The organism is Amphibacillus sp. MSJ-3 (assembly GCF_018919165.1).
GTDB lineage: Bacteria > Bacillota > Bacilli > Bacillales > Amphibacillaceae > Amphibacillus.
Map to the genome: position 1 here is coordinate 24,070 of NZ_JAHLQM010000020.1, position 24,885 is coordinate 48,954.

General features: G+C 35.6%; 18 protein-coding genes and 1 pseudogene. 10 read left to right on the forward strand and 9 right to left on the reverse strand.

From position 1 onward, the window contains the following. Nucleotides 1–98: 98 nt before the first annotated feature. On the reverse strand, nucleotides 99–1,103 hold the full coding sequence (gene mreBH / locus KQI76_RS07560; protein WP_216399722.1) for a rod-share determining protein MreBH: 1,005 nt from the start codon (nucleotides 1,101–1,103) through the stop codon (nucleotides 99–101). A gap of 565 nt (nucleotides 1,104–1,668) precedes the next feature. Here mreBH and KQI76_RS07565 point away from each other — a divergent pair. The 3 genes from KQI76_RS07565 (at nucleotide 1,669) to KQI76_RS07575 (ending at nucleotide 4,473) form a co-directional block, all read left to right on the forward strand. Then, nucleotides 1,669–2,388: a lysophospholipid acyltransferase family protein gene (locus KQI76_RS07565; protein WP_216399723.1), complete on the forward strand. Its 720-nt coding sequence runs from the start codon at nucleotides 1,669–1,671 to the stop codon at nucleotides 2,386–2,388. Between the two features lie 421 nt (nucleotides 2,389–2,809). Then, on the forward strand, nucleotides 2,810–3,280 hold the full coding sequence (locus tag KQI76_RS07570; RefSeq protein ID WP_216399724.1) for a low molecular weight protein-tyrosine-phosphatase: 471 nt from the start codon (nucleotides 2,810–2,812) through the stop codon (nucleotides 3,278–3,280). A 353-nt stretch (nucleotides 3,281–3,633) separates the two neighbouring features. Next, the gene (locus KQI76_RS07575) at nucleotides 3,634–4,473 is read left to right on the forward strand and encodes a YihY/virulence factor BrkB family protein (protein ID WP_216399725.1); all 840 of its coding nucleotides are present in this window, start codon (nucleotides 3,634–3,636) and stop codon (nucleotides 4,471–4,473) included. A 707-nt stretch (nucleotides 4,474–5,180) separates the two neighbouring features. Here the strand turns inward: KQI76_RS07575 and KQI76_RS07580 are convergent. Beyond that, nucleotides 5,181–7,121, reverse strand: coding sequence for a heavy metal translocating P-type ATPase (locus KQI76_RS07580; RefSeq protein WP_216399726.1), 1,941 nt, complete (start codon nucleotides 7,119–7,121; stop codon nucleotides 5,181–5,183). Between the two features lie 338 nt (nucleotides 7,122–7,459). Between KQI76_RS07580 and KQI76_RS07585 the strand changes: the two genes are divergently transcribed. Further along, the gene (locus tag KQI76_RS07585; protein WP_216399727.1) at nucleotides 7,460–8,362 is read left to right on the forward strand and encodes a transporter substrate-binding domain-containing protein; all 903 of its coding nucleotides are present in this window, start codon (nucleotides 7,460–7,462) and stop codon (nucleotides 8,360–8,362) included. Nucleotides 8,363–8,653: 291 nt separating this feature from the next. After that, nucleotides 8,654–9,325, forward strand: a complete 672-nt coding sequence (locus tag KQI76_RS07590) for an amino acid ABC transporter permease (RefSeq protein ID WP_216399728.1) — start codon at nucleotides 8,654–8,656, stop codon at nucleotides 9,323–9,325. A gap of 145 nt (nucleotides 9,326–9,470) precedes the next feature. Here KQI76_RS07590 and KQI76_RS07595 read toward each other — a convergent pair whose 3' ends face one another. Beyond that, nucleotides 9,471–10,622 (reverse strand): MFS transporter, encoded by a 1,152-nt coding sequence (locus KQI76_RS07595; RefSeq protein WP_216399729.1) that lies wholly within the window; start codon nucleotides 10,620–10,622, stop codon nucleotides 9,471–9,473. A gap of 264 nt (nucleotides 10,623–10,886) precedes the next feature. Here KQI76_RS07595 and KQI76_RS07600 point away from each other — a divergent pair, with 264 nt between their 5' ends. Continuing rightward, on the forward strand, nucleotides 10,887–11,276 hold the full coding sequence (locus tag KQI76_RS07600) for an OsmC family protein (protein ID WP_216399730.1): 390 nt from the start codon (nucleotides 10,887–10,889) through the stop codon (nucleotides 11,274–11,276). Between the two features lie 513 nt (nucleotides 11,277–11,789). Further along, nucleotides 11,790–12,551: a YfkD family protein gene (locus tag KQI76_RS07605; RefSeq protein ID WP_216399731.1), complete on the forward strand. Its 762-nt coding sequence runs from the start codon at nucleotides 11,790–11,792 to the stop codon at nucleotides 12,549–12,551. 66 nt (nucleotides 12,552–12,617) lie between these two features. Here the strand turns inward: KQI76_RS07605 and KQI76_RS07610 are convergent, their stop codons facing one another. Then, the gene (locus KQI76_RS07610; RefSeq protein WP_216399732.1) at nucleotides 12,618–13,472 is read right to left on the reverse strand and encodes a mechanosensitive ion channel family protein; all 855 of its coding nucleotides are present in this window, start codon (nucleotides 13,470–13,472) and stop codon (nucleotides 12,618–12,620) included. A 411-nt stretch (nucleotides 13,473–13,883) separates the two neighbouring features. Between KQI76_RS07610 and pdaA the strand changes: the two genes are divergently transcribed. Then, nucleotides 13,884–14,666, forward strand: a complete 783-nt coding sequence (gene pdaA / locus KQI76_RS07615; protein ID WP_253288865.1) for a delta-lactam-biosynthetic de-N-acetylase — start codon at nucleotides 13,884–13,886, stop codon at nucleotides 14,664–14,666. A 245-nt stretch (nucleotides 14,667–14,911) separates the two neighbouring features. On the opposite strand, the gene KQI76_RS07620 is transcribed toward pdaA, so the two are convergent. From KQI76_RS07620 to KQI76_RS07630, 3 genes are all read right to left on the reverse strand, one after another. Continuing rightward, on the reverse strand, nucleotides 14,912–17,017 hold the full coding sequence (locus KQI76_RS07620; protein ID WP_216399733.1) for an RNA degradosome polyphosphate kinase: 2,106 nt from the start codon (nucleotides 17,015–17,017) through the stop codon (nucleotides 14,912–14,914). 62 nt (nucleotides 17,018–17,079) lie between these two features. Then, nucleotides 17,080–18,615 carry a Ppx/GppA family phosphatase gene (locus tag KQI76_RS07625; RefSeq protein WP_216399734.1) on the reverse strand — a complete coding sequence of 512 codons (1,536 nt, stop codon included), beginning with the start codon at nucleotides 18,613–18,615 and terminating at the stop codon, nucleotides 17,080–17,082. Nucleotides 18,616–18,821: 206 nt separating this feature from the next. Then, the gene (locus KQI76_RS07630; protein ID WP_216399735.1) at nucleotides 18,822–20,138 is read right to left on the reverse strand and encodes a hypothetical protein; all 1,317 of its coding nucleotides are present in this window, start codon (nucleotides 20,136–20,138) and stop codon (nucleotides 18,822–18,824) included. A gap of 187 nt (nucleotides 20,139–20,325) precedes the next feature. Between KQI76_RS07630 and KQI76_RS07635 the strand changes: the two genes are divergently transcribed. Beyond that, nucleotides 20,326–22,446, forward strand: a complete 2,121-nt coding sequence (locus tag KQI76_RS07635; protein ID WP_216399736.1) for an ATP-dependent Clp protease ATP-binding subunit — start codon at nucleotides 20,326–20,328, stop codon at nucleotides 22,444–22,446. 357 nt (nucleotides 22,447–22,803) lie between these two features. Then, complete coding sequence (locus tag KQI76_RS07640) at nucleotides 22,804–23,649, forward strand: dimethylarginine dimethylaminohydrolase family protein (protein WP_216399737.1); 846 nt, start codon at nucleotides 22,804–22,806, stop codon at nucleotides 23,647–23,649. A 181-nt stretch (nucleotides 23,650–23,830) separates the two neighbouring features. Here the strand turns inward: KQI76_RS07640 and KQI76_RS07645 are convergent, their stop codons facing one another. Together KQI76_RS07645 and KQI76_RS07650 are read right to left on the reverse strand one after the other, a co-directional pair. Then, the gene (locus tag KQI76_RS07645; RefSeq protein WP_216399738.1) at nucleotides 23,831–24,475 is read right to left on the reverse strand and encodes an SdpI family protein; all 645 of its coding nucleotides are present in this window, start codon (nucleotides 24,473–24,475) and stop codon (nucleotides 23,831–23,833) included. After that, nucleotides 24,472–24,732: pseudogene (locus KQI76_RS07650) on the reverse strand (autorepressor SdpR family transcription factor); the annotation flags it as partial. The gene KQI76_RS07645 and the pseudogene KQI76_RS07650, both read right to left, overlap by 4 nt. Between the last annotated feature and the right edge of the window lie 153 nt (nucleotides 24,733–24,885).

Here is a 24,885-nt window from a genome sequence, read left to right on the forward strand (position 1 = left end):
ACTCAATTATCCAAGTAATGATAAGTGAGGGGTCGAACAAGAGGCTGTGAAAAGCCGATTCGTTCATCTAACACCCAGTGAGGACTTACTTTAAATTGTTAGCCTAGCTTTTTAAATTTACTCAACTGTTTAATGGATTCAGCTGTTCCAATTGCAATTGCATTTAATGGATCGTTAGCAACACGAACAGGAACGGATAGTTCTTCTCTTAACCACTCCTCCATTCCACGAAGTAGTGCCCCTCCACCAGCTAAAATAATACCTTGATCAACGATGTCCCCACTTAATTCTGGGGGTGAGTTCTCCAATGTTTCATGAATTGTACTAGCAATACTCTCAAGCGATTCCCTAATCGCATCTTGGACCTCTAATGATGTAACTGTAATTTCTTTTGGTAATCCAGTCACTAAGTCACGACCACTGACTTTAATAGATAATGGCTCGTGATCAATCAAAGCATAACCGATCTCCTGTTTAATTCGTTCGGCAGTTTGATAACCAATTAAAACGTTACTTTTCTGGCGAATATAGTGAACGATTTCTTCATCCATTTTATCACCAGCGATACGAACAGAGCGAGAAGTTACGATACCACCGTAAGAAATAATTGCAACTTCACTCGTTCCTCCACCAATATCAACGATCACATTACTAATAGGTTCACTGATTGGTAAACCAGCACCAATAGCAGCGGCAACTGGTTCATCAATTAAGTGCACTTCTTTTACACCAAAGCTTTTTACAGCATTCTCGATTGCTCGTCTTTCAACAGCAGTACTTCCAGAAGGTGCACAAACAATGACGACTGGTTTTTTTATAGAGCGACCCATTTTTTTACTTGCTTTTCGCAAAATAGCTTTAAGCATTTGTGCAGCAATATCGTAATCGGCAATTACTCCTTCACGAAGCGGACGAACAGAGGTAATATTCTTTGGTGTTTTGCCAATCATATCTTTTGCTTCATGCCCAATAGCAACTAATGCATTTGTACGTGTATCGATAGCGACTACTGATGGTTCGTTAAAAACAACACCTTTTTGTTTAGAATAAACTAAAATATTTGCTGTTCCTAGATCAATACCAATTGCAGTGTGGTTAAACATTATGTTTTCCTCCAGTATAAAGTCTAAGTTGTTATAACTATTTATCCCACCTATTTTTCTCGATCAACTTGGGCCGTGACCTTTAAGACCGTAATTAGGACCTGAGATTATCTGTCCCACCGAAGTAGGTGGAGATTGTAAAATAACCGGTCACATATTCTTACTCTGTTCTTTTTTAATACGGTTATTTACTCCATTGTTGCCATGACCACATATCCTAAGCGCCTTAAACCATTTGTTTCGTGGATAAAAGCGATACAATAAAGTGGACGACAGTGTTAGCGGAGGTCTAATTCATTCATCTAGTAGCCAGTTGAACTTTGTTTATAACTAAATGAAGTGTCACTTGATCTGATGATTATAGGTAATGGGAATTTCATTATAAGTAGTTAACAAATATCAAGAATGATAATTGTTTTGTGATGACAAATATTATAACATGATTATTTACTTAAGAGCAAAAGTAAAATGTACCATCAAAAATGATCTTGATTTTAACACCTCGCATCTAGTGTTAAAATCATATATAATAGATTTGTTAGTTTGAACCAAGAGGTGATTTTTTATGAAAACATTTTTTATTTATCTATATGCTTTCTTTTTAGTACTCGGGAGTTTACCCAAATTAGGTCAGGCGAAAAAGTTACCAGATGATCCTTATTCTGAAAAAGCTAAGCAAATCTTTAAGACCCCTGCACGGGTTTCAAAGAAAGTTATTAAAAAAACGAAATCTACCGTAACAGTAACGGGATTGGAGCGAATTCCAGATGAACCAGTCCTTTTCGTTGCAAACCACCAAGGTTTATTTGATATTTTATTACTATTAGGTTATTTGGAAAAACCCGTTGGTTTCATTGCTAAGGAAGAGATTAAGAAGATTCCTATTATCAATAAGTGGATGACAGAACTAAAATGTGTCTTTATTGATCGCTCTAACCGAAGATCGGCTATTAAAGTTATTGATAATGGAATGGCTAGTTTAAAAGCCGGCCAATCGATGGTAGTATTTCCAGAAGGTACAAGAGGACAAGGTCGATCACTAGAACCATTTAAATCAGGAAGTTTACGCTTAGCAACACGAGTGGGTGTACCGATTGTGCCCCTAGCTATTGATGGAACTTATCATATGTATGAAGAAAACAACAATAGAGTACAACCATCAGAAGTTACCCTAACCGTTGGTGATCCTATTTATCCTGAGCAGTATCGAAATTTGAAACATAATCAAATTGCAGACCAACTTCAACAAACCATTACTCATTTGTTGGATTCTAAAGATAAATAACCTATACTATTCACCTTATTACAGATTAACTGATTGTTAACCCTTCAGATCAATTTTTAAAGGAAATCAACAGATCTTAAGAGATGGTCAAGAGTCAGTAAAAGCTCGATTCCTTCACCTAACACTTAGTAGGGCAGGACACACCACTGAGTGAAGTTAGATTATGATACATGTTTTCACAGTTACAAACTCATGAAGAAGTAGCCAGTCTTTCTAGATGAGTAATACAGGTGACAGGGCCTAGTCGATCAAGCTAACCTTGATTAATTAGAGAAGATGGGGTGCTTTTGTAAGGAGGATTTTGCTTTTATTCAGTATTGCCCTAGCGTTAATAACAGATTTAACCGAGGTGATCAATGGATCTCTTCTTTTAGGATATTATGCTTAGAAAGTTTACAAGCGAGGAAATGGTGGGATAGAGATGATAAAGGTTTTGTTTATTTGTTTAGGGAATATATGTCGATCTCCAATGGCTGAGGCCTATTTTAAAGATTTAATTGATAAAAAAGGACTTACTAATCAATTCTTTATAGATTCTGCGGGCATAGGTTCCTGGCATGAAGGGAAGCCCCCTCATCAAGGTACACAGGAGAAATTACGAGAAAATAACATATCATTTGAGGGGATAAGAGCAAGACAAATAACTCTCGATGACTTCAACAAGTTTGACTACATTGTTGCAATGGATGAAGAAAATTTGATTGATTTGAAGAAGCTCAGCAATAATAAAACAGATGTTAAAGTCGTTAAATTGCTAGACTTTGTTGAGGACCAATTGATTAAGAATGTACCAGACCCATACTATACTGGCGATTTTAATCAGACCTATCACTTGATTGAGTCAGGCTGCCAAGCATTATTGGAGTCGCTTAGAATAAAATATCATATCTAATCGTATGAATATAGGAGATGTCCCTGTGATAAATTGAAGTTTACTTTATCGTGGACTAACTGACTGCAAGATCCCACATGAATCATACAACTGAGACCATTGGATGATATATGGGGACCAACCGGGAATAAATAATCATTTGATTGAATTAAAGCTTATGTAAAAAAACGATTAAATACTGACTTGAAGTTTTTTTTACTCATTTAAGTACAAGCTTACTGAGGTGATAGGGCATATTTTTCAAGTTTTTGTGTCCATTCATATGATAACTAGTCAGGACGGGGCATTATTTGAATAAATAGATCGACAATAATGATTAAGTAAGGTCAAAAGAATGGAGGCCAACAATTACAATGGCTAAGCTTAATTTCAATTTTGATTCGTGTAAAAGGTTTTTACTTGCGTTAATCAAACGGTTTTCAGATGATGAAATACCAGCTTTATCTGCTCAACTATCTTATTTTTTCTTACTTTCATTATTTCCACTTTTAATATTTGTCGTTGCTTTAGCCACCTATTTGCCAATTGACTATCAAGAAATAATCGATGTTGTGGGTACTTATATGCCAGAAGAAGTAACTGCTATGATTGAAGGGAATTTAAATCAGATTTTAATGGCTAGCGGTGGTGGATTACTGTCATTCGGTATACTAGGGACATTATGGTCTGCCTCAAATGGCCTTAAAGCAATCATGCGTTCATTAAATAAGGCTTATGGTGTTGATGAAAATCGTTCTTTTTTGTTAGGTCGAATACTTGCTATTACTCTACTAATTTCTGTTCTATTGCTTATTGTTGTCGCACTGTTATTACCTATTTTTGGACGAATGATTGGCATTTACGTTTTTTCCTTTTTTGGAGCTAGTGAGCAATTTATTGCGGTTTGGAATGCATTACGATGGATTATTTCGTCTTCAATTTTCTTTATTGTCTTTCTTTATTTATACAAAATGGCTCCTAACGTAAGAGTATACTTGCGTGATGCAATTTGGGGTGCATTATTTGCGACAATTGGCTGGCAAATCTCCTCACTAGGTTTTTCTTATTATGTTAATACGATGGGCAATTATTCTGCAACCTATGGCAGTTTAGGGGCTGTAATCGTCCTAATGATCTGGTTCTATATTTCAGGGATTATTATTATAACAGGTGGAGAAATTAATGCACTCGTAGCAGAATATAAAGGGAGATAGGAAAAGAGGCTGGGACAAAACTCAGCTAAAATGAAAAAGGAATTCAGTTGATGCTGGATTCCTTTTTCTTATGATCATCATTTAAATAGACTCATCACCTCTTAAATATTTTTGAGGTGTCACTCCGTGATTTACACTCTGGGTGGACGCTTTCCACGGGCCACAGGATGTGGGTCAGTTAGACGTTGCCACAGGACGTGGCGATTTTAGTCTAACATTCCTTATTGCTCCACTACCGTGTTGCAATAAGGATTTTCGAACTCGTGGGACTGGGACTGGGGCTGGGGCTGGGACTGCGGTTACTCGCCCCACCAAAGAGACTTGCGGTTACTCGCCCCACCAAAGAGACTTGCGGTTACTCGTCCCATCGAAGATCGTTCGCTGTTCCCGCTGGAGTCGCCACCCGCCTTTCCAATCACTGGCTGGGTGCTCCTAATAATGGATCATAAGAAGAAACGCAAAAAGAAGAGATGAGAAGAAAGCTTTTAGAAGAAAAGACTGGCGAAACTTACGGTCAAGGTAAAATTGATGTTGAGCCGTTCTTTGGGTTTTTGAAGGCTAATTTTGATTTCACTCGTTTATCTTTAAGAGGTAAATCCAAAGCATTCAAAACACTATAAAAATGAAAATGGTTCTATTTACGAAGAAACCGCAAATAGAACCATTTTTTACCTAGTGAGACTAGTTTTGTCCCAGCCTCTTTTTAATTACTTCGACTGTTTTAATAGACGTAAACCATTGAGGATGACGAGGATTGTACTCCCTTCATGACCTATAACGCCGAGAGGTAAATTGATTATTTGAAGAAAGTTTGAAATGATGAGTAAGATAATTACAATAATAGAGAAACAGATATTTTGTTTAATGATTTGATTCATTCGTTTTGATAATTTTAGTGCATAAATTAGTTCTGTTAATTGATTTTTTATTAAAACGATATCTGCTGTTTCTAATGCAACGTCAGTACCGGCCCCCATTGCAATGCCAATATCTGCTGTTGCAAGTGCTGGTGCATCATTAATGCCATCTCCAACCATCATCGTTGTCTCGTATTCTTTATTTAATTGTTTTAAATGACTGACTTTGTCATCTGGCATGCAACTTGCTAGATAGTGATTTATTCCGATTTCTTCTGCTATTGCTTCAGCTGTTCTCTGATTATCCCCCGTTAGCATGACCGTATGAATCTTATTTTGCTGAAAATAGTTTATCGCTTCTTTAGTATTTGACCGTATCTTATCTTTTAAAGCAATTATTGCGACAATTTCATTGTTACAGGAAATGTAAACTAATGTTTTTGCTTGAGCTGTCAACTTTTCAGTAGCATCATCAAACCATTGCTCCTTATTATCCTCGGTAAATAACTTCTGATTCCCAATCGTCCACTTCTGATCGTTTATAAACGCATATACTCCTTTTCCTGTCTCCTCAGTCATCTTTTCCAATGATAAAACTTGATCAGGTTTATCGAATTGTTTAGAGTAAGATACTATTGCTTCTGCCAAGGGGTGAGATGAGCCTTTTTCGATAGTAGCGACGATATGGATAATTTGATCTTTGTCTTCGCCATCTTTCACTAGAAAATCAGTTACTTTGGGTTTCCCCTCTGTTAAAGTGCCTGTTTTATCAAAGGCAATCGCATTGACTTGTGCTAAGTTTTCTAAGTGAACGCCTCCCTTAAAAAGAACACCATGTCGAGCGCCATTCGAAATTGCAGATAGCATGGCAGGTGTAATGGATGCGACTAGGGCACAAGGTGAGGCAACTACAAGTAAGATCATAGCGCGATAGATGGTGTCAACCCAACTCCAATTAAACAAATAATGAGGTAGAAACATCATTAATCCAACGATAACAAGCACAGTTTTAACATATATATTTTCAAATTTCTCAATAAAAAGTTGAGCTGGAGATGTTTCATTCTGTGCGACTTCAACTAAATCCATAATCTTCTGAAGAAAGGATTGGCTTGCTTCCTTAGTCACTTTAATCGTTAAGCTACCACTGGTATTCATTGTTCCTGAAAATACATTATCACTAATCGATTTTGTGACTGGAATTGATTCACCAGTGATTGCACTTTCATCAATTGATGACTGCCCCTGTAGAATAGTTCCATCTGCAGCAACCCTTTCACCTGGTTTAATCAAGATAAGGTCATCAATAACTAATTCGTCGATCGTAACAACTTCTTCAATACCATGAGTCACCCTTGTGGTTGTATCAGGTTGTAATTCCATTAGCTTCGATAGATCCCGTTCACTTTTCTGAAGTGTGTAGGTTTCCATTGCTCCTGATAAGGAAAAAATGAAGATTAGCACGGCTCCCTCAGTCCAATAACCAATGATCGCTGATCCAATCGCAGCCAGAATCATTAATAATTCTACATTTAGTTTTTTATTTTTAACTGTATCTGTTATGCCTTCTTTTGCTTTAGCAAACCCGCCTATGATAAAAGCGATCGAATGAAGCAAAATCCAAGCTGAACTAGAAAAATGGTTACGAAAGATCCAGGCAATTAAAATAATAATCCCACTCAATAAAGCGGCAAATAGTTGAATATGCCTTTTTATAAAGCTAAATAACCTTCTATCTAATTGATAATGAGGCACCCCCTTATTTATAATAACTCTAATTAAGGAACTCATTATAAACACGTCCTCTCCTAATTGATAATAATAATCATTAATAATTGTATAATAGCTTGTTTTATAAGGTTTATTAAATAAGTTATATTAAAATTATTATAATTTAATTATATCATGGCTATGTAAAAAGACAATATCAATTAAAATCCCTTGCTTATTTTTTTGGATGAATGTGCCTTTAAAAAACGATGTTAGATAAACAGGATAAATAACCGGCTCTGTTATATAACATACAATATAAAAAATATAATACAGATAAATAAAAAAACTTGATTTCATGGAAAAGACTTGTTATTGTAGTAAACAGATAGAATAAATGTTAATTAGGGGGATTTAATATGTTCAAGAAAAAATTTGGTTTGATGCTATTGTTTGTTCTTTTGTTTTTAGCAGCATGTGGTGGCGGAGAAGCAGATCAAGAAACAACTCCAGAGGCATCAGCTAATGATGATATTGATATGGAAGAAGCGGGTCTATGGGGAGAGATTGAGGATGCTGGTGAAATTACAGTAGCTACCTCTGGAACGTTGATCGCGGCATCATATTATGATGAACAGGATGAACTGACAGGTTATGATGTTGAAGTGGCAAAGGAAATTGCCAAACGCTTAGGTCTGGAAATTAACTTTGAAATCATGAGTATTGATAGTATGCTCCCAGCAATTGATAGTGGTCGAATTGATTTAGCGATTAATGATATCGAGGCAACAGATAGCCGAAAAGAACAATTTAATTTTTCAGAACCGTATAAATATTCGCACTCTGTAATGGCAGTAAGAGAGAGTGACCATTCAGGAATTAATAGTCTTGAAGACTTAGAAGGCAAAAAGGCAGGTGGCGGTGCGACAACAATTTATAGTCAAATCGCTGAATATTATGGTGCTGAAATCGTTACTTATGGCAATGCAAACAATGAAGCGTATTTAAGAGATGTATCGACTGGTAGAACTGATGTTGTTGTCAACGACTACTACTTAACAACATTTGGAGTAGCGGCTTTCCCTGACTTCGATCTAACTGTTCATCCGGATATTGCCTTCCACCCAACAGAGCAAGCAATTGTGATGAAGAAAGATGAAGATCAGCTAACGGAAAAAATTAATGAGGTTCTTGAGACAATGCGTGCTGATGGTACATTATCTGAACTTGCAATTCAATTTTATGAAGCAGACGCATCTGTGCCTGTAGATCAAGAAATTGAGGAAATCGATAGTGAGATTTTAGAAGAACTTGACTTATAAAGTTCTCTGAATAGTTAGTAAATAACGCGTGATAAATAGGTGACTTTCGACTGGGTCCCATGATAATGAGTTGGGGCCCAGAATTGTTTTATGGGTTCGTGCGATTTGAATGCCCTATAGTGTGCCTAAGTATAGTTAATTGCTTGGGTAAAAAAGTTTATTGATCGTCCAAAACTCAACACTCCTTGTTAATAACCTTTATCTGTAGCTGGGCAATTTCCAACTAAACTCATACGCCTCTTTTTTGATGCGAACTTATCATAATCTGTTGTTAATGGAAGGAGTTATACAATGGATGTAGTGGCTTTTTTTGATTTAAAACTTGCGATTGAGAATTTACCCTTTATTTTGACGGGGTTACCAATGACCATTTATGTTTCATTTGTTAGTATGGCAATTGGAATGATCCTTGGATTAATGATTGCTTTAGCCCGTCTCTCTGACTTCAAACTTTTACGCTGGTCAGCTAAAATATATATTTCTTTTATGCGGGGGACCCCAATACTAGTTTTCCTCTTTATTATCTATTTTGGTTTACCATCAATTAACATCGAGTTTACTGCATTTCAGGCTGCTATTATTGGATTCGGTTTAAATAGTGGGGCTTATATAGCTGAAGTGAATCGTTCGGCACTGAATAGTGTTGATTATGGTCAGTGGGAGGCCGCGCAATCGCTAGGTTTAGGGTACCGTAAGACCTTGGTTGGAATTATATTACCGCAAGCTAGTCGAATTGCTATTCCACCGTTAACAAATATTTTTCTAGATTTGGTTAAGGCTACTTCACTGGCGGCTGTAATTACCGTACCAGAACTTTTTCAAAAAACGCAAATTGCAGGTGGACGCACCTTCGATACATTAACAATGTACATAACAGTTGCCTTAATTTATTGGCCACTTTGTGCACTTATTGCACTTGTTCAAGAAAAATTAGAAGATCACTTTAATCGTTTTGTCAGCTAAGACGAGAATGAAAATACTGGAATATGCAATATATCTGATTTAACTAGTCGTTGATATTTTTAGTCGATGACTGTAATAAAGATTAAAATCAGTGCATATTCCAGTTTTTAATTTTTAAAATGATAATTAATTAATTATTTAAGTGTTACTTCTTTTTTATTGAAAATAAAACAGTTATAATAAATAAAAGAGCAACAATTATATAGAATAAGGATAGGTTTGGGAATAAATCAATGAATAAACCACCCAAATAGGGACCAATAATGCTCCCAATGCTAAAAGTGACACCACACATAATATTACCTGCTGGAAGTAATTGTCTTGGTAATATATCTGCCATATAAGACAAACCAAGCGAAAATAGGGAGCCAAGTAACATTCCGGATAGGGCAAAGGTAAGTATTAAAATAACAATTGACTGTTCGAATTGAGCACCAATTAGAAAAACAATTGCACCAAGACTTGTGACAATTGACAGAACCTTCTGTCGCCCAATTTTATCACCTAAGACTCCAAGTGGTATTTGTGTTATTAAAGTGGAGATTGAAAAGAATGGAATGATTAATGAGATCGTTTTAATGTCATGACCAATCCTTAAGCCGTATATTGGGAAGATTCCATGTAATAATGCTTCTAAGATCCCATATGTTAAAGGACCAAGCAAGGCAATCCAAGCTAACTTCGTTGTCATAAAAAAACGTTGTACGGTTGATGTGATTTGAACCATCTCGATATCATCATCTTCTGCTACATATTCATTCTTAAGAAAGCAAACAAGTACCCAAACAGATAAACAGAGTAGAGCAGCAATTATGAAAGGCAAACTTTCGTGAATTTGGACTAAACGCGTCATCAGGGGGCCGAAAGCAAAGCCTAAACTGAAGAATAGTCCGTATATGGCAATTATTTTCCCCCGTTTATTAACTGGTGTTGTAGAGGTAATCCATGTTTGGGCTGAGAAGCTAACCATTTGATCACCGATACCGACTAAAAGTCGAAGAACAAACCATAACCAAATAGTTTGCCAAATTGGAAACAAGGCTATGGCAATAAACATTAACATACCGCCGATAAGAATCATTGGTTTGTAACCTAACTTTTGTAAGGGCTTTTCCATAAAGGGTGAGGCAATTAATATACCAAGGTACAGACCAGTTGCATGAAGCCCATTGACAGAAGAAGAAACCCCACTTTGCTCTAAGATAATGGCTAATAGAGGTAATAACATCCCCTGTAAAAAGCCAGACACAGTAACAAAAGCAATAAGTACCCAAAGCCTAGCGCGATTTGAAAACAATTTATTCGACCTCCAAATTAAACAATGACAGATATCACTATTACTTTATATCTTTTTAAATGAAAAAACAATTGCTTTTGCCTTAACTGATGGCGAATGACTGTTTCTTAATTTCGATGGAGTTAAAGAAGGACAAGTGGGATAAGGACTAGGAAGGAGTATCTAATCATTAATAAGAAAGAAGTTACCCACTGAATATAGATTCACCTTAATACTAATTATTATTAAATTGTTAAAACTAACTTAAAAAAGGGAGTTGATTTTATGTTATTTAAATTTAAAGAAGAGGGGATACGGGTAGAATTAGCATATGGTATTTTGGATATATCAGAAGACTTATACCATGGTTATAAACCTGAACATTTATTAGTGGCATCAATTGCAGGGTCAAGTGCTGATCACTTTACTAAATTATTAGATCGCCACCATACGCATGTTGAGGATTTCTTTATTAGAACTGAGGTCCAACATGATGAGAAGGATAATAATCGCCTGACTCGAATCAAACTTCACTTCGTTATTAAGGGAAGAAATTTAAATATTGATAAACTTTATCGTATTCTAGAAAAGGCAAGGGAACAATCAAGTATCATTCAAACGATTGAAGATAGTGTTGAAATTATAGAAACCATTGAAATCGTTCCAATTAAATAATTAGCGCATTTTACTGGCTCTTACTCCATAATTTCCAATTTTGAGAGTTACTAAGCTTGACATACAGTAAAGATTCAATGACCTTAGCTAATAAATATTCTCCATGGGATAGGTAATCCCAGTTTCAGTTAATTGATGAAAAATCCCCAAACTATGATTTTCTGCTTTTATCGTAGTGCAACTATCAGTAAGGGCCCGATTGGTTCAAGTGTCTTATGGACATCTCCTTGTGCTAGTAAGAAATATCTTCGCTGGGGCGAGTAACCGCAAGTCCCAATCCCAGTCCTAGTTCCAACCCCAATCAGTGGGGATGAAGCCCCACTGATTGAAGCTTCACTTTATTATTTCATTTGATAGCTTCTCGTTACTCAAGGATTTCTACCATCCTAATTATGTGAGCACATGGTTCAATATTATTATTTTGCTATCAATATGGATATAAATCAAAGGGATCATACATAAAAAGTTAATCAATGATGCAAACTATCAGAAAAGCTCGAAGGAGTGGTTAGAATGAAATATTTGATCCCCTTGATCTTCTTATTCAGTTTACCGCAAGAAGTATATGCTGAGGAAGATTTAACGACAATTTTTTCTGAGCAGATTCCATCACATGTCCAATCTGTAGAAGATGAGAATACTATGGAGCAAAAGGGTAGCGAAATAATCGAGAGTGAGGCCAAGGGATTAGCGAAAGAATGGTTAGAAAAAAGTGAAATTGAAATTACTAATCCACATTTTATCAATCAATTGAATGAAACAGATGTGAATAAATCAATCTTTGCTTTCGGTTATTCAAGTGAGGTTTACCTTGGGAGGTGGCCACTTCACTACGAATCAATGGAATCGTCAGTAAATTGGGCCTACCAAAAGATCAATGATAATTACATTGCAGGCAAGGAATTAATTTATTCACAAAATGAGGAAGAACAAGTGATTGGTGGCTTGCAACCTAAGGTGGCAAATAGTGACCAAGTACAAAACATGATTTTATTAAATACTAAAGAACGAATTAATTGGCCTATAGATTATGAAGCGGTTTTTGGTGTTTATACTGAAAAAAGCCTACCTATGTCAAATGATACTAAAGCAAATTACTTAGAAGCCTATGCAGGTGCGGTGAAGGAAACAGGTCTCATCACTTATGGCGAGGTGTATTTAACAATGACCGGACGTAATCAGGAAATTACCGTTAAGAATATTGTTGAAGAAGAGGTCGTTGCTTGGTTGCCCATTCAGAATCATTTATCATTCCATTTGAAAACGGACAATTGAATGATTAGCCAGTATTTAAAATACAGTGGGGATGAACCCCCCCACTGATTAAAGCTTCACTTTATTTTACTCTCCACTCATGGAGATTTGTTGTTCTGGCATTTTAATTTTATAATCATATAAATATTGTGCGATTATACCTCTAGCATCACGAGCAGTTTGCCAATAAGTTTCATCATTACATACTCCTACAATTTGAAAACTATAGCCACGATAGTTATCATTTATAGATCCTGTTCCAATAAATTGAAAAGGCTCAATTGGTTCTCCTGCTGGATCCTTAATCAAATGTTCTCCAAGTTTTTGATTTAAAGCAGCACAGATTTCCTCTAAGGCACGAATGACTTCCGAAGGATTTTGCTGGAAGCTAGTTGTGATCGTTTCAACAAAACGCATATTACCCCTATTGTAGTTCTCGATTGACTTTACTTCTCCGTTATTTATCGAAAGAACAGCTCCAGACCATTTTCGGATTTTTAAAATGCGAAAACCAATTTCCTCAACTGTTCCTGAGTGTTGATCGTTAATGATGACATAGTCCTCTTTTCTTAACTGTTTCTCGTAAACAATGAATAAACCAGCTAATAAGTCTTGGACAAGGCTTTGTGCTCCAAAACCAATGATTATCCCTAGCACACCTGCCCCAGCGAGTATACTACCGACATTTTGACCAAATACCGACATTACATAAAAAATAAAGCCGATTGTAGCAACATATTTTATAATCGAATCCATCAGCGAAATCATTGTATCCGCCTCTTGCATATTGAGTAATCTCCCTTTAGTAAAAAAGGACCTGATCAGGCGTTTAAGAAAGAGTGTAACAAGTAGGATGGCTAAACCACCGATAATAATTTGGGCAATTTTACTTTCAAATATAATGATAAGGAAATCTAAGAATTGATTCCAAGTAATGTTCATCTTGTATCCTCCATGAAAATATGTATTTCCTTTTTAGGGAAAATCTATCGTAATCCCAGTCAGTGGGACTAGGAGACGCAGACTAAACCCACCAGGTCCTTTTGTAGGGTCTGCATGCCCTAGGTCCTGTGGGCCCACTCCACTGATTGAAGTTTCACTTTATAGGGTAAAACACTTTATGTTAGCTGTCAAATTAACGGAATTAATATTTTAACACAGAATAACTGACTATAATCTCCTTACTTCAATGATGCTAAGGGAATTTTTTTGACGATAAGTGGAGGAGTAAGAGATAGTTAAAATTTAATTAATTCATAGCTCAAAATATATAGAGCTACAATGAAATTGACCCTAATAAGTGAATAAAAGGAGCTCTTTGGTGATAAACTAAGCAAAAAAGCGGGTGATTTTTTGCAAAAGATATTGAAAATAATGATTATCCTAATGATATGTTCACTGATTGTTCCAAATGTTAGTTATGCCTATGGTTGGGGATACAAAAAGGGAAGTAATAATCAACCACCTGAGGTTGGTAAATATGGTGAGATTCTTGAACAACATGGTGGCTACTATTTTGACCCATCAGGTGAGAAAAATATTTATCTGACTTTTGATAATGGTTATGAAGCGGGATATACAGAGGGCATTTTAGATGTCTTGCAGGAGGAAGAGGTTCCGGCTACATTTTTTGTCACGGGTCATTATGTTAGAAGTGCCCCGGAAATCATTAAACGAATTGTAGATGACGGCCATTTGCTTGGTAATCATTCATATCACCATCCTGATTTTACTGGTCTAACAAAGGAAAAGTTCAAACAAGAGTTAAGTGATTTAGATCGAGCAGTAGAAAAGTTAACTGGTATTGAAAAATTACACTATCTTCGACCACCTAGGGGTGTTTTTAATGAAGAGACGATTAAATGGGGGAACGAATTAGGCTATATTCATATGTTTTGGTCGCTTGCTTTTGTTGATTGGCATAGTGATCAAAAGAAGGGGTGGGAATCTGCTTATCAACAAGTAGTGGATCAACTCCATCCTGGAGCTATTATCCTATTACACACGGTAAATGAGGATAATGCTCAGGCGCTTACACACTTAATTAAGGAATTTAAACAGCAAGGATATACGTTTAAATCGTTAGATGATCTCGTTTTTGAAGATATACTTTTAGATCCTCTCGGGAAACTATAATCATTCAGTTTTGTGAAAAAAATTTATATAAGTAATAGCTTAAGCCTAAGTTTAGTCAGAAGATAAAACTTAGGCTTACTTATACTTAGCACTATTGTTTGTATGCCTTACAACTGTGTAAAGTGGACAAGCATCCAATAAAACCGACGATAGTTGGGACCAGTAATCGCAGTCCCAACTGTCTTTGGTGAGGAAGTTATTGTAGGAGCAGTCCTATTCAGTCGGTAACAAGGATTTCTGCTAAATCAAATTTTACTTTTATTAAGGTGTTGATTGGCTTGATAAGCAAGATTGTAGAAGGTGAGCTGACTATTGATAAGCTGTGTACTTTCCTTTGAAGTAACCGCATGGTATAGTCCAGATTGACTTTGCTCCCGTCTGTTTGTGTTATCTTGTAAAGAAATCGTTAAGATATCCTCCAATCGCTGTTTATGTTTATTATCAAGGACAGGAAATAAAAGTTCAATTCGTCTTTGTAAATTACGAGTCATCCAATCTGCTGAAGAAAGATAGTATTCTTCTTCGCCATTATTATAAAAATAATAAATTCGGCTGTGTTCAAGGAAACGTCCGACAATACTATGAACGCGAATATGATCACTTACTCCTGAGATACCTGGCTTTAAACAACAGATCCCCCTAACAATCAAATCAATTTTTACCCCAGCTTGTGATGCTTGATAAAGCTTGACGATCATATTTTTATCAGTTAATGCATTCATTTTTGCAATAATTCGCCCTGTTCCAAATTGTTGCTGGTGCTTTATTTCACGATCGATATATGCTAGAAAGTCATCCCTCAAGGAATTTGGTGCCATAGATAGATGTCTATATGTAGGGGGTGTTCTAGACCCACTTAAAAAATCAAAAAAATTACTTGCATCAATCGCTAGTGATTCACGTGCTGAAATAATAGAGAGATCAGTGTATAAAGTTGCCGTTTGTTCATTATAATTACCTGTTCCCAAATGAATAAAACGTTCAAGCTTGTCCTTTTCTTTTCGGATAATTAAACAAATTTTACCATGTGTTTTCAAACCATTCTTGCCATAGATAACATGGCATCCTGATCTTTCCAACCTTTTCGCCCAATGTACATTATTTTGCTCATCAAATCGCGCTTTTAATTCTACAAGAACGGTGACCTGCTTGCCGGATTGAGCAGCAGTTTCTAAACTTTTAATGATTGGGGAATTGCAACTTACTCGATAAAGCGTTTGCTTAATTTCAATTACATTAGGATCCTTTGCAGCTGTATTAATTAACTGGATAACAGGATCAAAGGATTCGTAAGGGTGATGAAGAAGGATATCATGTTGTTTAATTTGTATGAAAATATCTTGTTCTAAATCAAGATCCTGAGCCCATTGTGGTTCTAGTTCTGCATAAGCAAGCTGACTAAATTCAGTTTTTAATTGTTGATAAAAGTCTGTTAAAAAAGTAAAGTCAAGTGGACCATCTTGGTAATAAACATCTTCTTCCTCGATATTAAAGATCGACCTTAACATAGCTACGATATATTCATTGAAAGATAAGGTTGAAACTTCTATTCTTACGACAGCCCCCAATTCACGTTTATTAAGTTCAGATTCAATTACAGCTAAAAGATCTTGCGAATCTTCTTCATGAATGTTCATATTAGCATCTCTGGTTAGGCGAAAAATGGTGGTTGATTTAATTTGGTCATCGAGAAACAGTAACTTTAGAAAGTAAATAATTGTATCTTCAATAAAAACATAAGTTTGACTTGTTTTTATTTGAATGAGTCGCTTAAGAAACTTTGGTATTTGAACAATTGCCATTCCCGTTGATCTTGTATCAGTTTTAGGGGTAAGGGTAACGGCAATATTTATTGATCGATTAGCTAACAAGGGAAAAGGACGATACATATTAATTGTTAAAGGAGTTAAGCATGGGAAAATGATTTTCTTAAAGTAAGCTTCCAACCATTCCATTTCCTTAATCGATAATTGTTCAACAGATTTTATTGCTATTTTCTCCTTTTTCAATTGTTTGATTAGCTGATCATAATAATTATTTTGAGTAGTAGTCAAGTCGTGAGTTAGTGAACGAATCTCGTTTAGCTGTTCGGTTGGTGTTAAACCTGATTTGTTATCTTTTTGATTAGGCTTTACTTTAATTTGATCCTTTAATCCAGCTACCCTGATCATAAAAAATTCATCTAAATTTGATGAGAAAATTGAGATAAATCGTAATCGTTCTAATAAGGGATTGGCCACATTCATTGCTTCTTCTAGTACACGCTGGTTAAATCGTAGCCAACTCACTTCTCGATTGTTATAGTAAGTCGGATGATTTAATATTTGCAAGACATTTCCTTTCTGCTTCACTCCAGCCCCTCCTTCAAAAAAACATATCTGTGATTTTCAGTATTTTGGGTCAAAAAAGTAGTTTATGCCTTGAGAAAGTGAAGAGTTATTTTTTTATTTAGTGCCTTTTCTAAGTACTTCTTTTGTTTTTCGGCTTGATAGCGTTCAGCACTTGGATTTTTTACATAATAGAGGTTAAGTTCAACTTCTTTTTGATCGATTTTGAAATCAAAATCTTTAATCACCTGTCGTTTAGTAGTATCAAGAGAGTAGGTGAATTTGAGTAAAGCGCCAATGAGTTGTAGTTTCCTTTGTTCTTGTTTCGTTAACCAGCTTTTGAAGGGTTTGACAAATTGATTAAAGGTAACTTTGTTTTTGTAAGAAGCAATTAAAGCTAACTTTAGTTTATCTTGATTCAATAAACCGTTTATCGGTTGATTGACTAATAAATAGAAGGTATGTTGTGCGCTTGATTCAATATCGATATATTCACCCAAGTTAAATACGTAAATAGCATATTTCAAATAAAACCAATCTGCTTTAGAAAGTAACTTTATTTTATTAGCTACAAGCTTATCAAAAAGTTTCCGTGTTATATAATGGATGTGAGAAATTTGCTTCATATCTAAATCATAACGGATGACAAAATCGTGTAAGCTATCTTCAAGAACATTCGGGAAGTAGGGTGTTTTGTGATCGGCGAAAATTAGTTGATAATTAACACCATCGCGTAATCCTTTTTGACTTAGAATTAAATGTTTAGCCTTAATTGTTTCATATAATGCTGAGAATGTTTCAATTGCTGGAATAATGATATCCGCCCGATCTTTTGACAGACTTTCGATTTTTTCTCTCTTTTTCAATGTCATTGCCTTAAGTTGGTCGAGAATTCTTTTAATATCATTATCATCCATTTGATACTGATGTAGCCCTGCCATAGGATAGGACTTTTCACTTTGATCAATTTGTGCTAAATTTCGCGCACTTCCCCCGATACAAATTAAGGGGACATGCTGATTGACAAGCCATGGTAGAGAATGAAATTGTTCAAGAACAAATTGTCGTACTTTTAAGGCGTTTTCCTCTTCAGAACAATCGTCCTCATATAAAGCAATTAAACTTAGTGTCCCAAATGGAAAACTGTGTGAATGAACAAGCTTTCGGTTCTTGAAATAAGTTACTTCTGTACTGCCACCACCCATATCGACAGTGATCCCCTCGTTTAATGCTGTTGAGTTGACAACAGCCAAGTAGCCGTAATAAGCTTCTTCTTTTTCTGATAAAACGATCATTTCCCAATTCAATTTCTCCTTAACTTGGTGAATAAGTGACTGTTGATTTTTGGCTTGTCTAATTGTTGCTGTTGCGATACAAATAAAATGCTGGTAGGGATAAATCGCTAAAATTTCTGAAAAGTTACTTAGTGTATCTAGTAATATTTTAATCCCTTCTTGAGTTAGGTTTTGGTTGGGATCCAAATAATTAGATAGTCGAGCAACAGCTTTTACATTTTCAACTTCGCGATAATGCCCAGTTTTTTGTTTTTCATAGACGACCAAGCGTATTGAGTTTGAACCGATGTCGATTATAGCGGAAAAATCTTGTTTGGTTTTGATCATTTATCGCACCTACCTATTTTTAAATTTACATAGATATACCACTTAAATTAAGTTTTTAATCATCTATCTTTTTTTGTTTATCTAAGTGACCTGTTGTAGGGATATTTTCCTAATTTAATTAGAACTAAATCGCCTTCAAAATCATTAAAGGATAACCAGGAATACTAAATTTAAGATAATGGCTATTAAATACCTGCTTAATTCATTTAACTTGAGTATTTTGTTTGTTGGATCCATTGTTCTTGATAGGCGCTGGCTTCATCATTTTGATTTGTTTCTTTTAATAGTTTAACTAACTTCTTATGGGCAGACTCCTTAGTAGGATGTAACTCAATCTCCCATTTTAAACATTCAATTGCACCATATTTATGATTAAAATATTGATAAAAATCTGCTAATTCCTCCTGTTCGTCAGGGTTTTCCATTAACTCTTTAATCGTTAGCAGCTGTTTATGAAAGGAGAAGGGTTCTTCCCATGATTCTAACCAGTCAATAATTCGATCGATTGAAACAACTTTAATCGCAGTTTCTATAATCAATCGAATGGTCTTTTCTTTGTCGCTTTTTGAGAAGGATGCGATCCGATCTATGAGAATCTGCTGTTTTTGGTTGAATAGAATCATCTGTAGATCTTGGCTAGCGTGCTCAAGCTGTTTAATAAAGTGAGTTGTATCAATAGGATGAGAATATTCTGGTTTCATAACGATATTGAAATATTTGTTGGCATTTGCGAGTTTAAGGAGACTTTCTGCAAATTCCTTCTGATCAATCAAGTCTGGTTTTTGCTTTAGAATGTTAAAAAGTGTTTTTGTTTGAATGTCTAATGGATAATCGCTTAAAGTTTGTAGCAGGAGTTGCCACTGTTTATCAGTGAAGCCATTAAGTAATTTTACTGTACTTAAAATACTGATATCTAGGTGTCGATTTGCTTTTAAATATATTTTTTCTAGTTTATCGATCTGAAGGGGATTGAAGGCTAAATCTTCCTGATTTTCTGGTTGATAATTTTGAAAGGTTAAAGTATTAAGGATATCATTTACAAGCTGATTTTCAGGAGCATAATCTTTTAGCTTAATCAGAACTTGATAAGCCTTTTGCATTTTCCCATTGCGTCTATAGTTACGAAAGGATTCAACGAATAGCTTGATCACTTTGTCTTTTTCAATGGATTGGTCAAAATAAGAAAGAATGATGATTTGCTCTAATGACATGTGCTGATTTTCAATCTGATTAATCATTTTGTTGAGCGGGATACAAGGAAAGGTCTGCTGATGAACAAGTGAATAGATTGCGTGGTGAGGAGCTAAAACAATTAGTCCATGCTCAATTGCTTTGTTAAGGAAAGAATCTGCTTTTATTTTAGTTGCTTTCAGTGTATTAACATAACGATTTTTGTGAAAAAATAAATAATAATCTTGACTAGATCGACCCTGGGCATGAATGATTTTGCAATTTTGGAAAAGGATTAATTGTTTAACGACTAATGTAGCTTGTTTCCCTTGACTTTGGATTGTACATTTCATTGAAACTCGCCTCCCCTTTAATAAATCTATCATAACATAAGTGAAGACATAGAAAATTATATTTCAGTTTTTTAAAAATTTTTTTGATAAAAATCAAGCAAAATACTTGAAAGTCAAAGAAGGTCAAAGTATAATAAAACTATCAAAGGTCAAAGATAGTCAATGAATTAAAGGAGGAGAATCTATAATGAAATGTCAAAAATGTCATACACGTCCCGCAACTGTTAATCTAACCCTTCGTATCAACCAAGAGACTGAGAATTTGCATATATGTGAAACATGCTTCGCAGAAATAAAAAAACAATCGATGAACCCTTCAGGCTTTTTTGGCAACATGGGAAGTCAGCCATTTGATGGATTCGCTTCAGGCTTTAGTCAAGGACAAGGTCAGCACGTTCGAACTGAAGCTGGCCAAAGTGGTGGTGGCTTGTTAGATCAGCTTGGACGCAACTTAACAGATGCTGCACAAGCCGGTTTAATAGATCCAGTCATTGGCCGAGATCAAGAAGTGAAACGAGTGACAGAAACCTTAAATCGTCGTAACAAAAATAACCCTGTCTTAATTGGTGAACCAGGTGTTGGTAAGACAGCAATTGCAGAAGGATTAGCCTTAAAAATTGTTGAGGGACAGGTGCCTAATAAATTAAAAAATAAACAAGTCTATTTGTTAGATGTTGCTTCTCTTGTAGCAAACACAGGAATACGAGGTCAATTCGAGGAGCGAATGAAACAACTTATTCAGGAATTAAAAGAACGTAATGATGTGATTTTATTTGTTGATGAAATCCACTTACTAGTGGGTGCAGGTACTGCTGAAAGCTCTCAAATGGATGCAGGAAATATCTTGAAGCCTGCCTTAGCACGTGGAGAACTACAATTAATTGGGGCAACAACCTTAAAGGAATACCGTCAAATTGAAAAAGATGCAGCTTTAGAGCGTCGTTTGCAACCAATTATTGTAAAGGAACCGTCTGTTGATGAAACCATTCAAATATTACAAGGTATTAAGGAACGTTATGAAAAGTACCATCATGTTAGTTACAGTGATGAAGTCATTGAACAAGCCGTTCAACTATCCAAACGTTACATTCAAGACCGCTATTTGCCAGATAAGGCAATTGACTTAATCGATGAATCAGGTGCACGTTTGAACCTGGCGTATGCTGAATCAGATAAATCATCAATAGAAAATCGCCTAGCTGAAATCGCCAAAGAAAAACAACGCGCAGCCGAACAAGAGGATTATGAAACAGCTGCTCATTTGCGCCATCAGGAATTAACTTTAGAGAAAAAATTAGCTGAAGCAAAAGATGTTCCAACAACTGAAGTATCTGTTGAAGATATTCAAACGATTATCGAAGAAAAAACAGGGATCCCAGTAAAGAGAATGCAAGCAGATGAACAAACAAAAATGCGTGATCTTCAAGAGCATTTAGCAGAAAAGGTAATTGGCCAGGAACATGCCGTAGAAAAGGTAGCCAAGGCAATTCGTCGTGGTCGGGCAGGATTAAAATCAGCTGATCGTCCGATTGGATCATTTCTATTTGTTGGTCCAACTGGTGTTGGTAAAACCGAATTAGCCAAAGTTTTAGCGGAGGAATTATTCGGAACGAGAGATGCCCTAATCCGTCTTGATATGAGTGAATATATGGAGAGACATACGGTATCAAAAATTATTGGTTCACCACCAGGATATGTAGGACATGAAGAAGCAGGACAACTTACAGAAAAAGTACGTCGCAAACCTTACAGTTTAATTTTACTAGACGAAATAGAAAAAGCTCATCCTGACGTTCAACACATGTTCTTGCAAATTATGGAGGACGGTCATTTAACCGATTCTCATGGTCGGACAGTAAGTTTTAAAGATACAGTGATTATTATGACAAGTAATGCTGGATCAAGTTTTAAAGAATATCAAGTTGGCTTCACAAAAGGGCAAAATGAAGCTGTTTCAACTTTAGAAAACTTACGTGACTTTTTCAAACCAGAGTTTCTTAATCGTTTTGATTCAATCATTACGTTTAATGCTTTAGAGCAAGATGATTTGGTGAAAATTGTTGATCTTATGTTAGATGAGCTCATTGAACAATTGAAAACACAAAACTATCAATTAACTGTAACGGTAGAAGCAAAACAACTTTTAGCAGAAAAAGGCTATAACCCAGACTTTGGTGCACGTCCATTACGTCGTGTCATTCAAGAAACAGTAGAGGATGGGATTACTGATTTATTATTAGATGAAGTTGACATCAATGAGATTCATGTTGATGTGGTCAATGACGAAATTACAGTGACAAAAGGATAAGATTAAAAAAAGTGACATCTTAAATGGTGTCACTTTTTTTTGCCCAAGTGAAGTAACCCCCTCAATTTCAATGATAAAGGGAAGCGGTCAGATAATGAGTGGGGGATTAACAATCAGTAAATATCGGAATCATTTATCTTAAACTCAATGAAAAAGAGAAAACCCCCCCGATTGAAACTTCGCTTTATTGGAAAAAGTTTTTTTGAATATATATTCAGAACTTAGCGGAATCTATGATATACATCAATGATTAGCAAGAGAAGATAAATATTCATGTGAAGCAAGTTTAACTCAAATATTGCAATCCCATTTAGATAAAGCTGTTTGTTATAATGGCAAGCAATAGGAGGATAAGAGATGTACTTAGCAAGTAAAATCAATTGTAACAATGAGTATGATCAATTAAAACAGGTTATTGTTACTCGACCAACATATATGCGAATTGATCAAGTGATTAATGAGACACAGAAATACTATAAAGATAAGAATATTGATATTGATAAAGCTTTAGCTCAGCATCAGAATTTTGCCAAAGTAATGATAAAGTTAGGTGTTGATGTGATAGAGATTGAACCAAGATCATTTTTAAACGAGCAAGTTTTCACCCGTGATATAGGAGTAACTATTGGTAATCAAGTTTTGATTGCTGAAATGGCAACAGAACAACGTCAACAAGAAACAAAATACTTAAAGCAACTATTAGCAGAGAGAGGGATTCCATTTAAAGAAATAAACCTGGGTTCGATTGAAGGAGGGGATATTTTAGTCGATCGTGAGACAATTTGGGTCGGGATTAGTGAGCGAACAAGTAATGAAGCTGTCAGAGCCCTTCAACAATTATTTCCGAATTACCAAGTTGAACCGATTCACCTGACTGATGGTATCCTTCACTTGGATTGCACCTTTAACATCTTGAATCCCAATCTAGCCTTAGTTTACCCATCTGGTATGGATAAACAAGATTATCAAAAAATTAAAACACATTATCAATGCATCATTGTTGATGAAGCGGAACAATTTACTTTAGGAACAAACGTCTTATCAGTTGGTGGGGATAAGGTCATTAGCTTACCAGAGAACAGAAAGACAAATAGAAAATTAATTGAAGCAGACCTTGAAGTGATTGAGCTCCCATTTAATGAAATTATTAAATCAGGCGGCTCCTTCCGTTGTTGCACGCTGCCAATATATCGGGGAAATTAACATTAAAAAAACTACCACTTGAGGTAGTTTTTTTATTCATTGAGTAAGCTTTCTATCCACTTCGGTCCTCTTATTTGTTCTGTTATAAACCAAGCGATTAATGAAAGAACAATTAAAATGACGTGAATAAGAGGGGGTGGCTAAATTAAGTCAAGCAAGTTTGCAAGTTCATTTATCTCTTTCACCCACCAGATTGGTTTAGCTTTCGATAGAGATAGTAGGAGTAGATAATCGGCACAAGAGTTCCTGCAATTATACTAATCAGCATAATCGGCAAAATATATTGTTCTGAAATAAATGGGATAATACAAAGGATAAAACCTAAAATTATAAAGACTTTTGCACCAAGGCGATGTGTTTTACGCCAAACTTCCTCATTATCTAATGTCCATGGTGTTCGAATCCCAATGAGCCAATTGGACTTAATCGTTTGCATGTAGTTACCAAAGATAATCAATAAAAGACCAATCAAAATAGGAATAAAGAATTCAATTTGTAACGGGTAACCCAAACTAGTGAAAAGAACGATTAAATTAATTAGAAAAAATAATCCCATGGTAGAGTAAACCATTATTTCATATGAACGAGAAAAGTATTGATAATTTCTCTTCTTAGGATCAATTTTTGGACTGAGCTTTAAGATGAAATAAATCAAAAGGTAGAAACCATTATTAATAATTAGTGATACAAACTTTGATGCAGACCAATTGACCGTACCATCAACACCCCATTGCATTGGGACTTGATCTGGTAATTGTGGGTAAAATATCAGCCATAAACTAAGTGAAGTTAAGATCATAAGTAAGGGAATCATACGTTTATTCATTGTTTCTGCTCTCCTTTATCAATGAATTCAATCGTCCAACTAACGAGTTCCTGAAATACAGTTGTATTTAAAGTGTAGTAAATATACTGTCCCACTTTATTGTCGTAGACAAGCTCTGCTTGCTTTAGAATGTTTAAATGCTGTGAGATACTTGGTTTTGAGATCTCAAAGTGTTTCGAAATCTCACCAGCAGTTAAATCCCCTTCTTTTAATAACGTTAATATTTGTCTCCTGGTTGGATCAGCAAATGCTGTGAACTACCCACCACTTATTGCCTTGCGGTCTAATTGAAGTGGGGGCTTCTCGACTTATCGCTGCTTTTACTAGCCAACGAAAACTGACCGAGCTAACCCTCTTGTTCCAAGAGTTTTTGTTTCTATGCTAATAAGCGTAATCCCTCATTTTTGATA

Excerpts from the sequence above, each read along its gene's own strand:
- mreBH (WP_216399722.1), bottom strand. The coding sequence starts at position 1,103 with ATGTTTAACCACACTGCAATTGGTATTGATCTAGGAACAGCAAATATT.
- KQI76_RS07565 (WP_216399723.1), top strand. The coding sequence starts at position 1,669 with ATGAAAACATTTTTTATTTATCTATATGCTTTCTTTTTAGTACTCGGG.
- KQI76_RS07570 (WP_216399724.1), top strand. The coding sequence starts at position 2,810 with ATGATAAAGGTTTTGTTTATTTGTTTAGGGAATATATGTCGATCTCCA.
- KQI76_RS07575 (WP_216399725.1), top strand. The coding sequence starts at position 3,634 with ATGGCTAAGCTTAATTTCAATTTTGATTCGTGTAAAAGGTTTTTACTT.
- KQI76_RS07580 (WP_216399726.1), bottom strand. The coding sequence starts at position 7,121 with ATGAGTTCCTTAATTAGAGTTATTATAAATAAGGGGGTGCCTCATTAT.
- KQI76_RS07585 (WP_216399727.1), top strand. The coding sequence starts at position 7,460 with ATGTTCAAGAAAAAATTTGGTTTGATGCTATTGTTTGTTCTTTTGTTT.
- KQI76_RS07590 (WP_216399728.1), top strand. The coding sequence starts at position 8,654 with ATGGATGTAGTGGCTTTTTTTGATTTAAAACTTGCGATTGAGAATTTA.
- KQI76_RS07600 (WP_216399730.1), top strand. The coding sequence starts at position 10,887 with ATGTTATTTAAATTTAAAGAAGAGGGGATACGGGTAGAATTAGCATAT.
- KQI76_RS07605 (WP_216399731.1), top strand. The coding sequence starts at position 11,790 with ATGAAATATTTGATCCCCTTGATCTTCTTATTCAGTTTACCGCAAGAA.
- KQI76_RS07610 (WP_216399732.1), bottom strand. The coding sequence starts at position 13,472 with ATGAACATTACTTGGAATCAATTCTTAGATTTCCTTATCATTATATTT.
- KQI76_RS07625 (WP_216399734.1), bottom strand. The coding sequence starts at position 18,615 with ATGATCAAAACCAAACAAGATTTTTCCGCTATAATCGACATCGGTTCA.
- KQI76_RS07630 (WP_216399735.1), bottom strand. The coding sequence starts at position 20,138 with ATGAAATGTACAATCCAAAGTCAAGGGAAACAAGCTACATTAGTCGTT.
- KQI76_RS07635 (WP_216399736.1), top strand. The coding sequence starts at position 20,326 with ATGAAATGTCAAAAATGTCATACACGTCCCGCAACTGTTAATCTAACC.
- KQI76_RS07640 (WP_216399737.1), top strand. The coding sequence starts at position 22,804 with ATGTACTTAGCAAGTAAAATCAATTGTAACAATGAGTATGATCAATTA.
- KQI76_RS07645 (WP_216399738.1), bottom strand. The coding sequence starts at position 24,475 with ATGAATAAACGTATGATTCCCTTACTTATGATCTTAACTTCACTTAGT.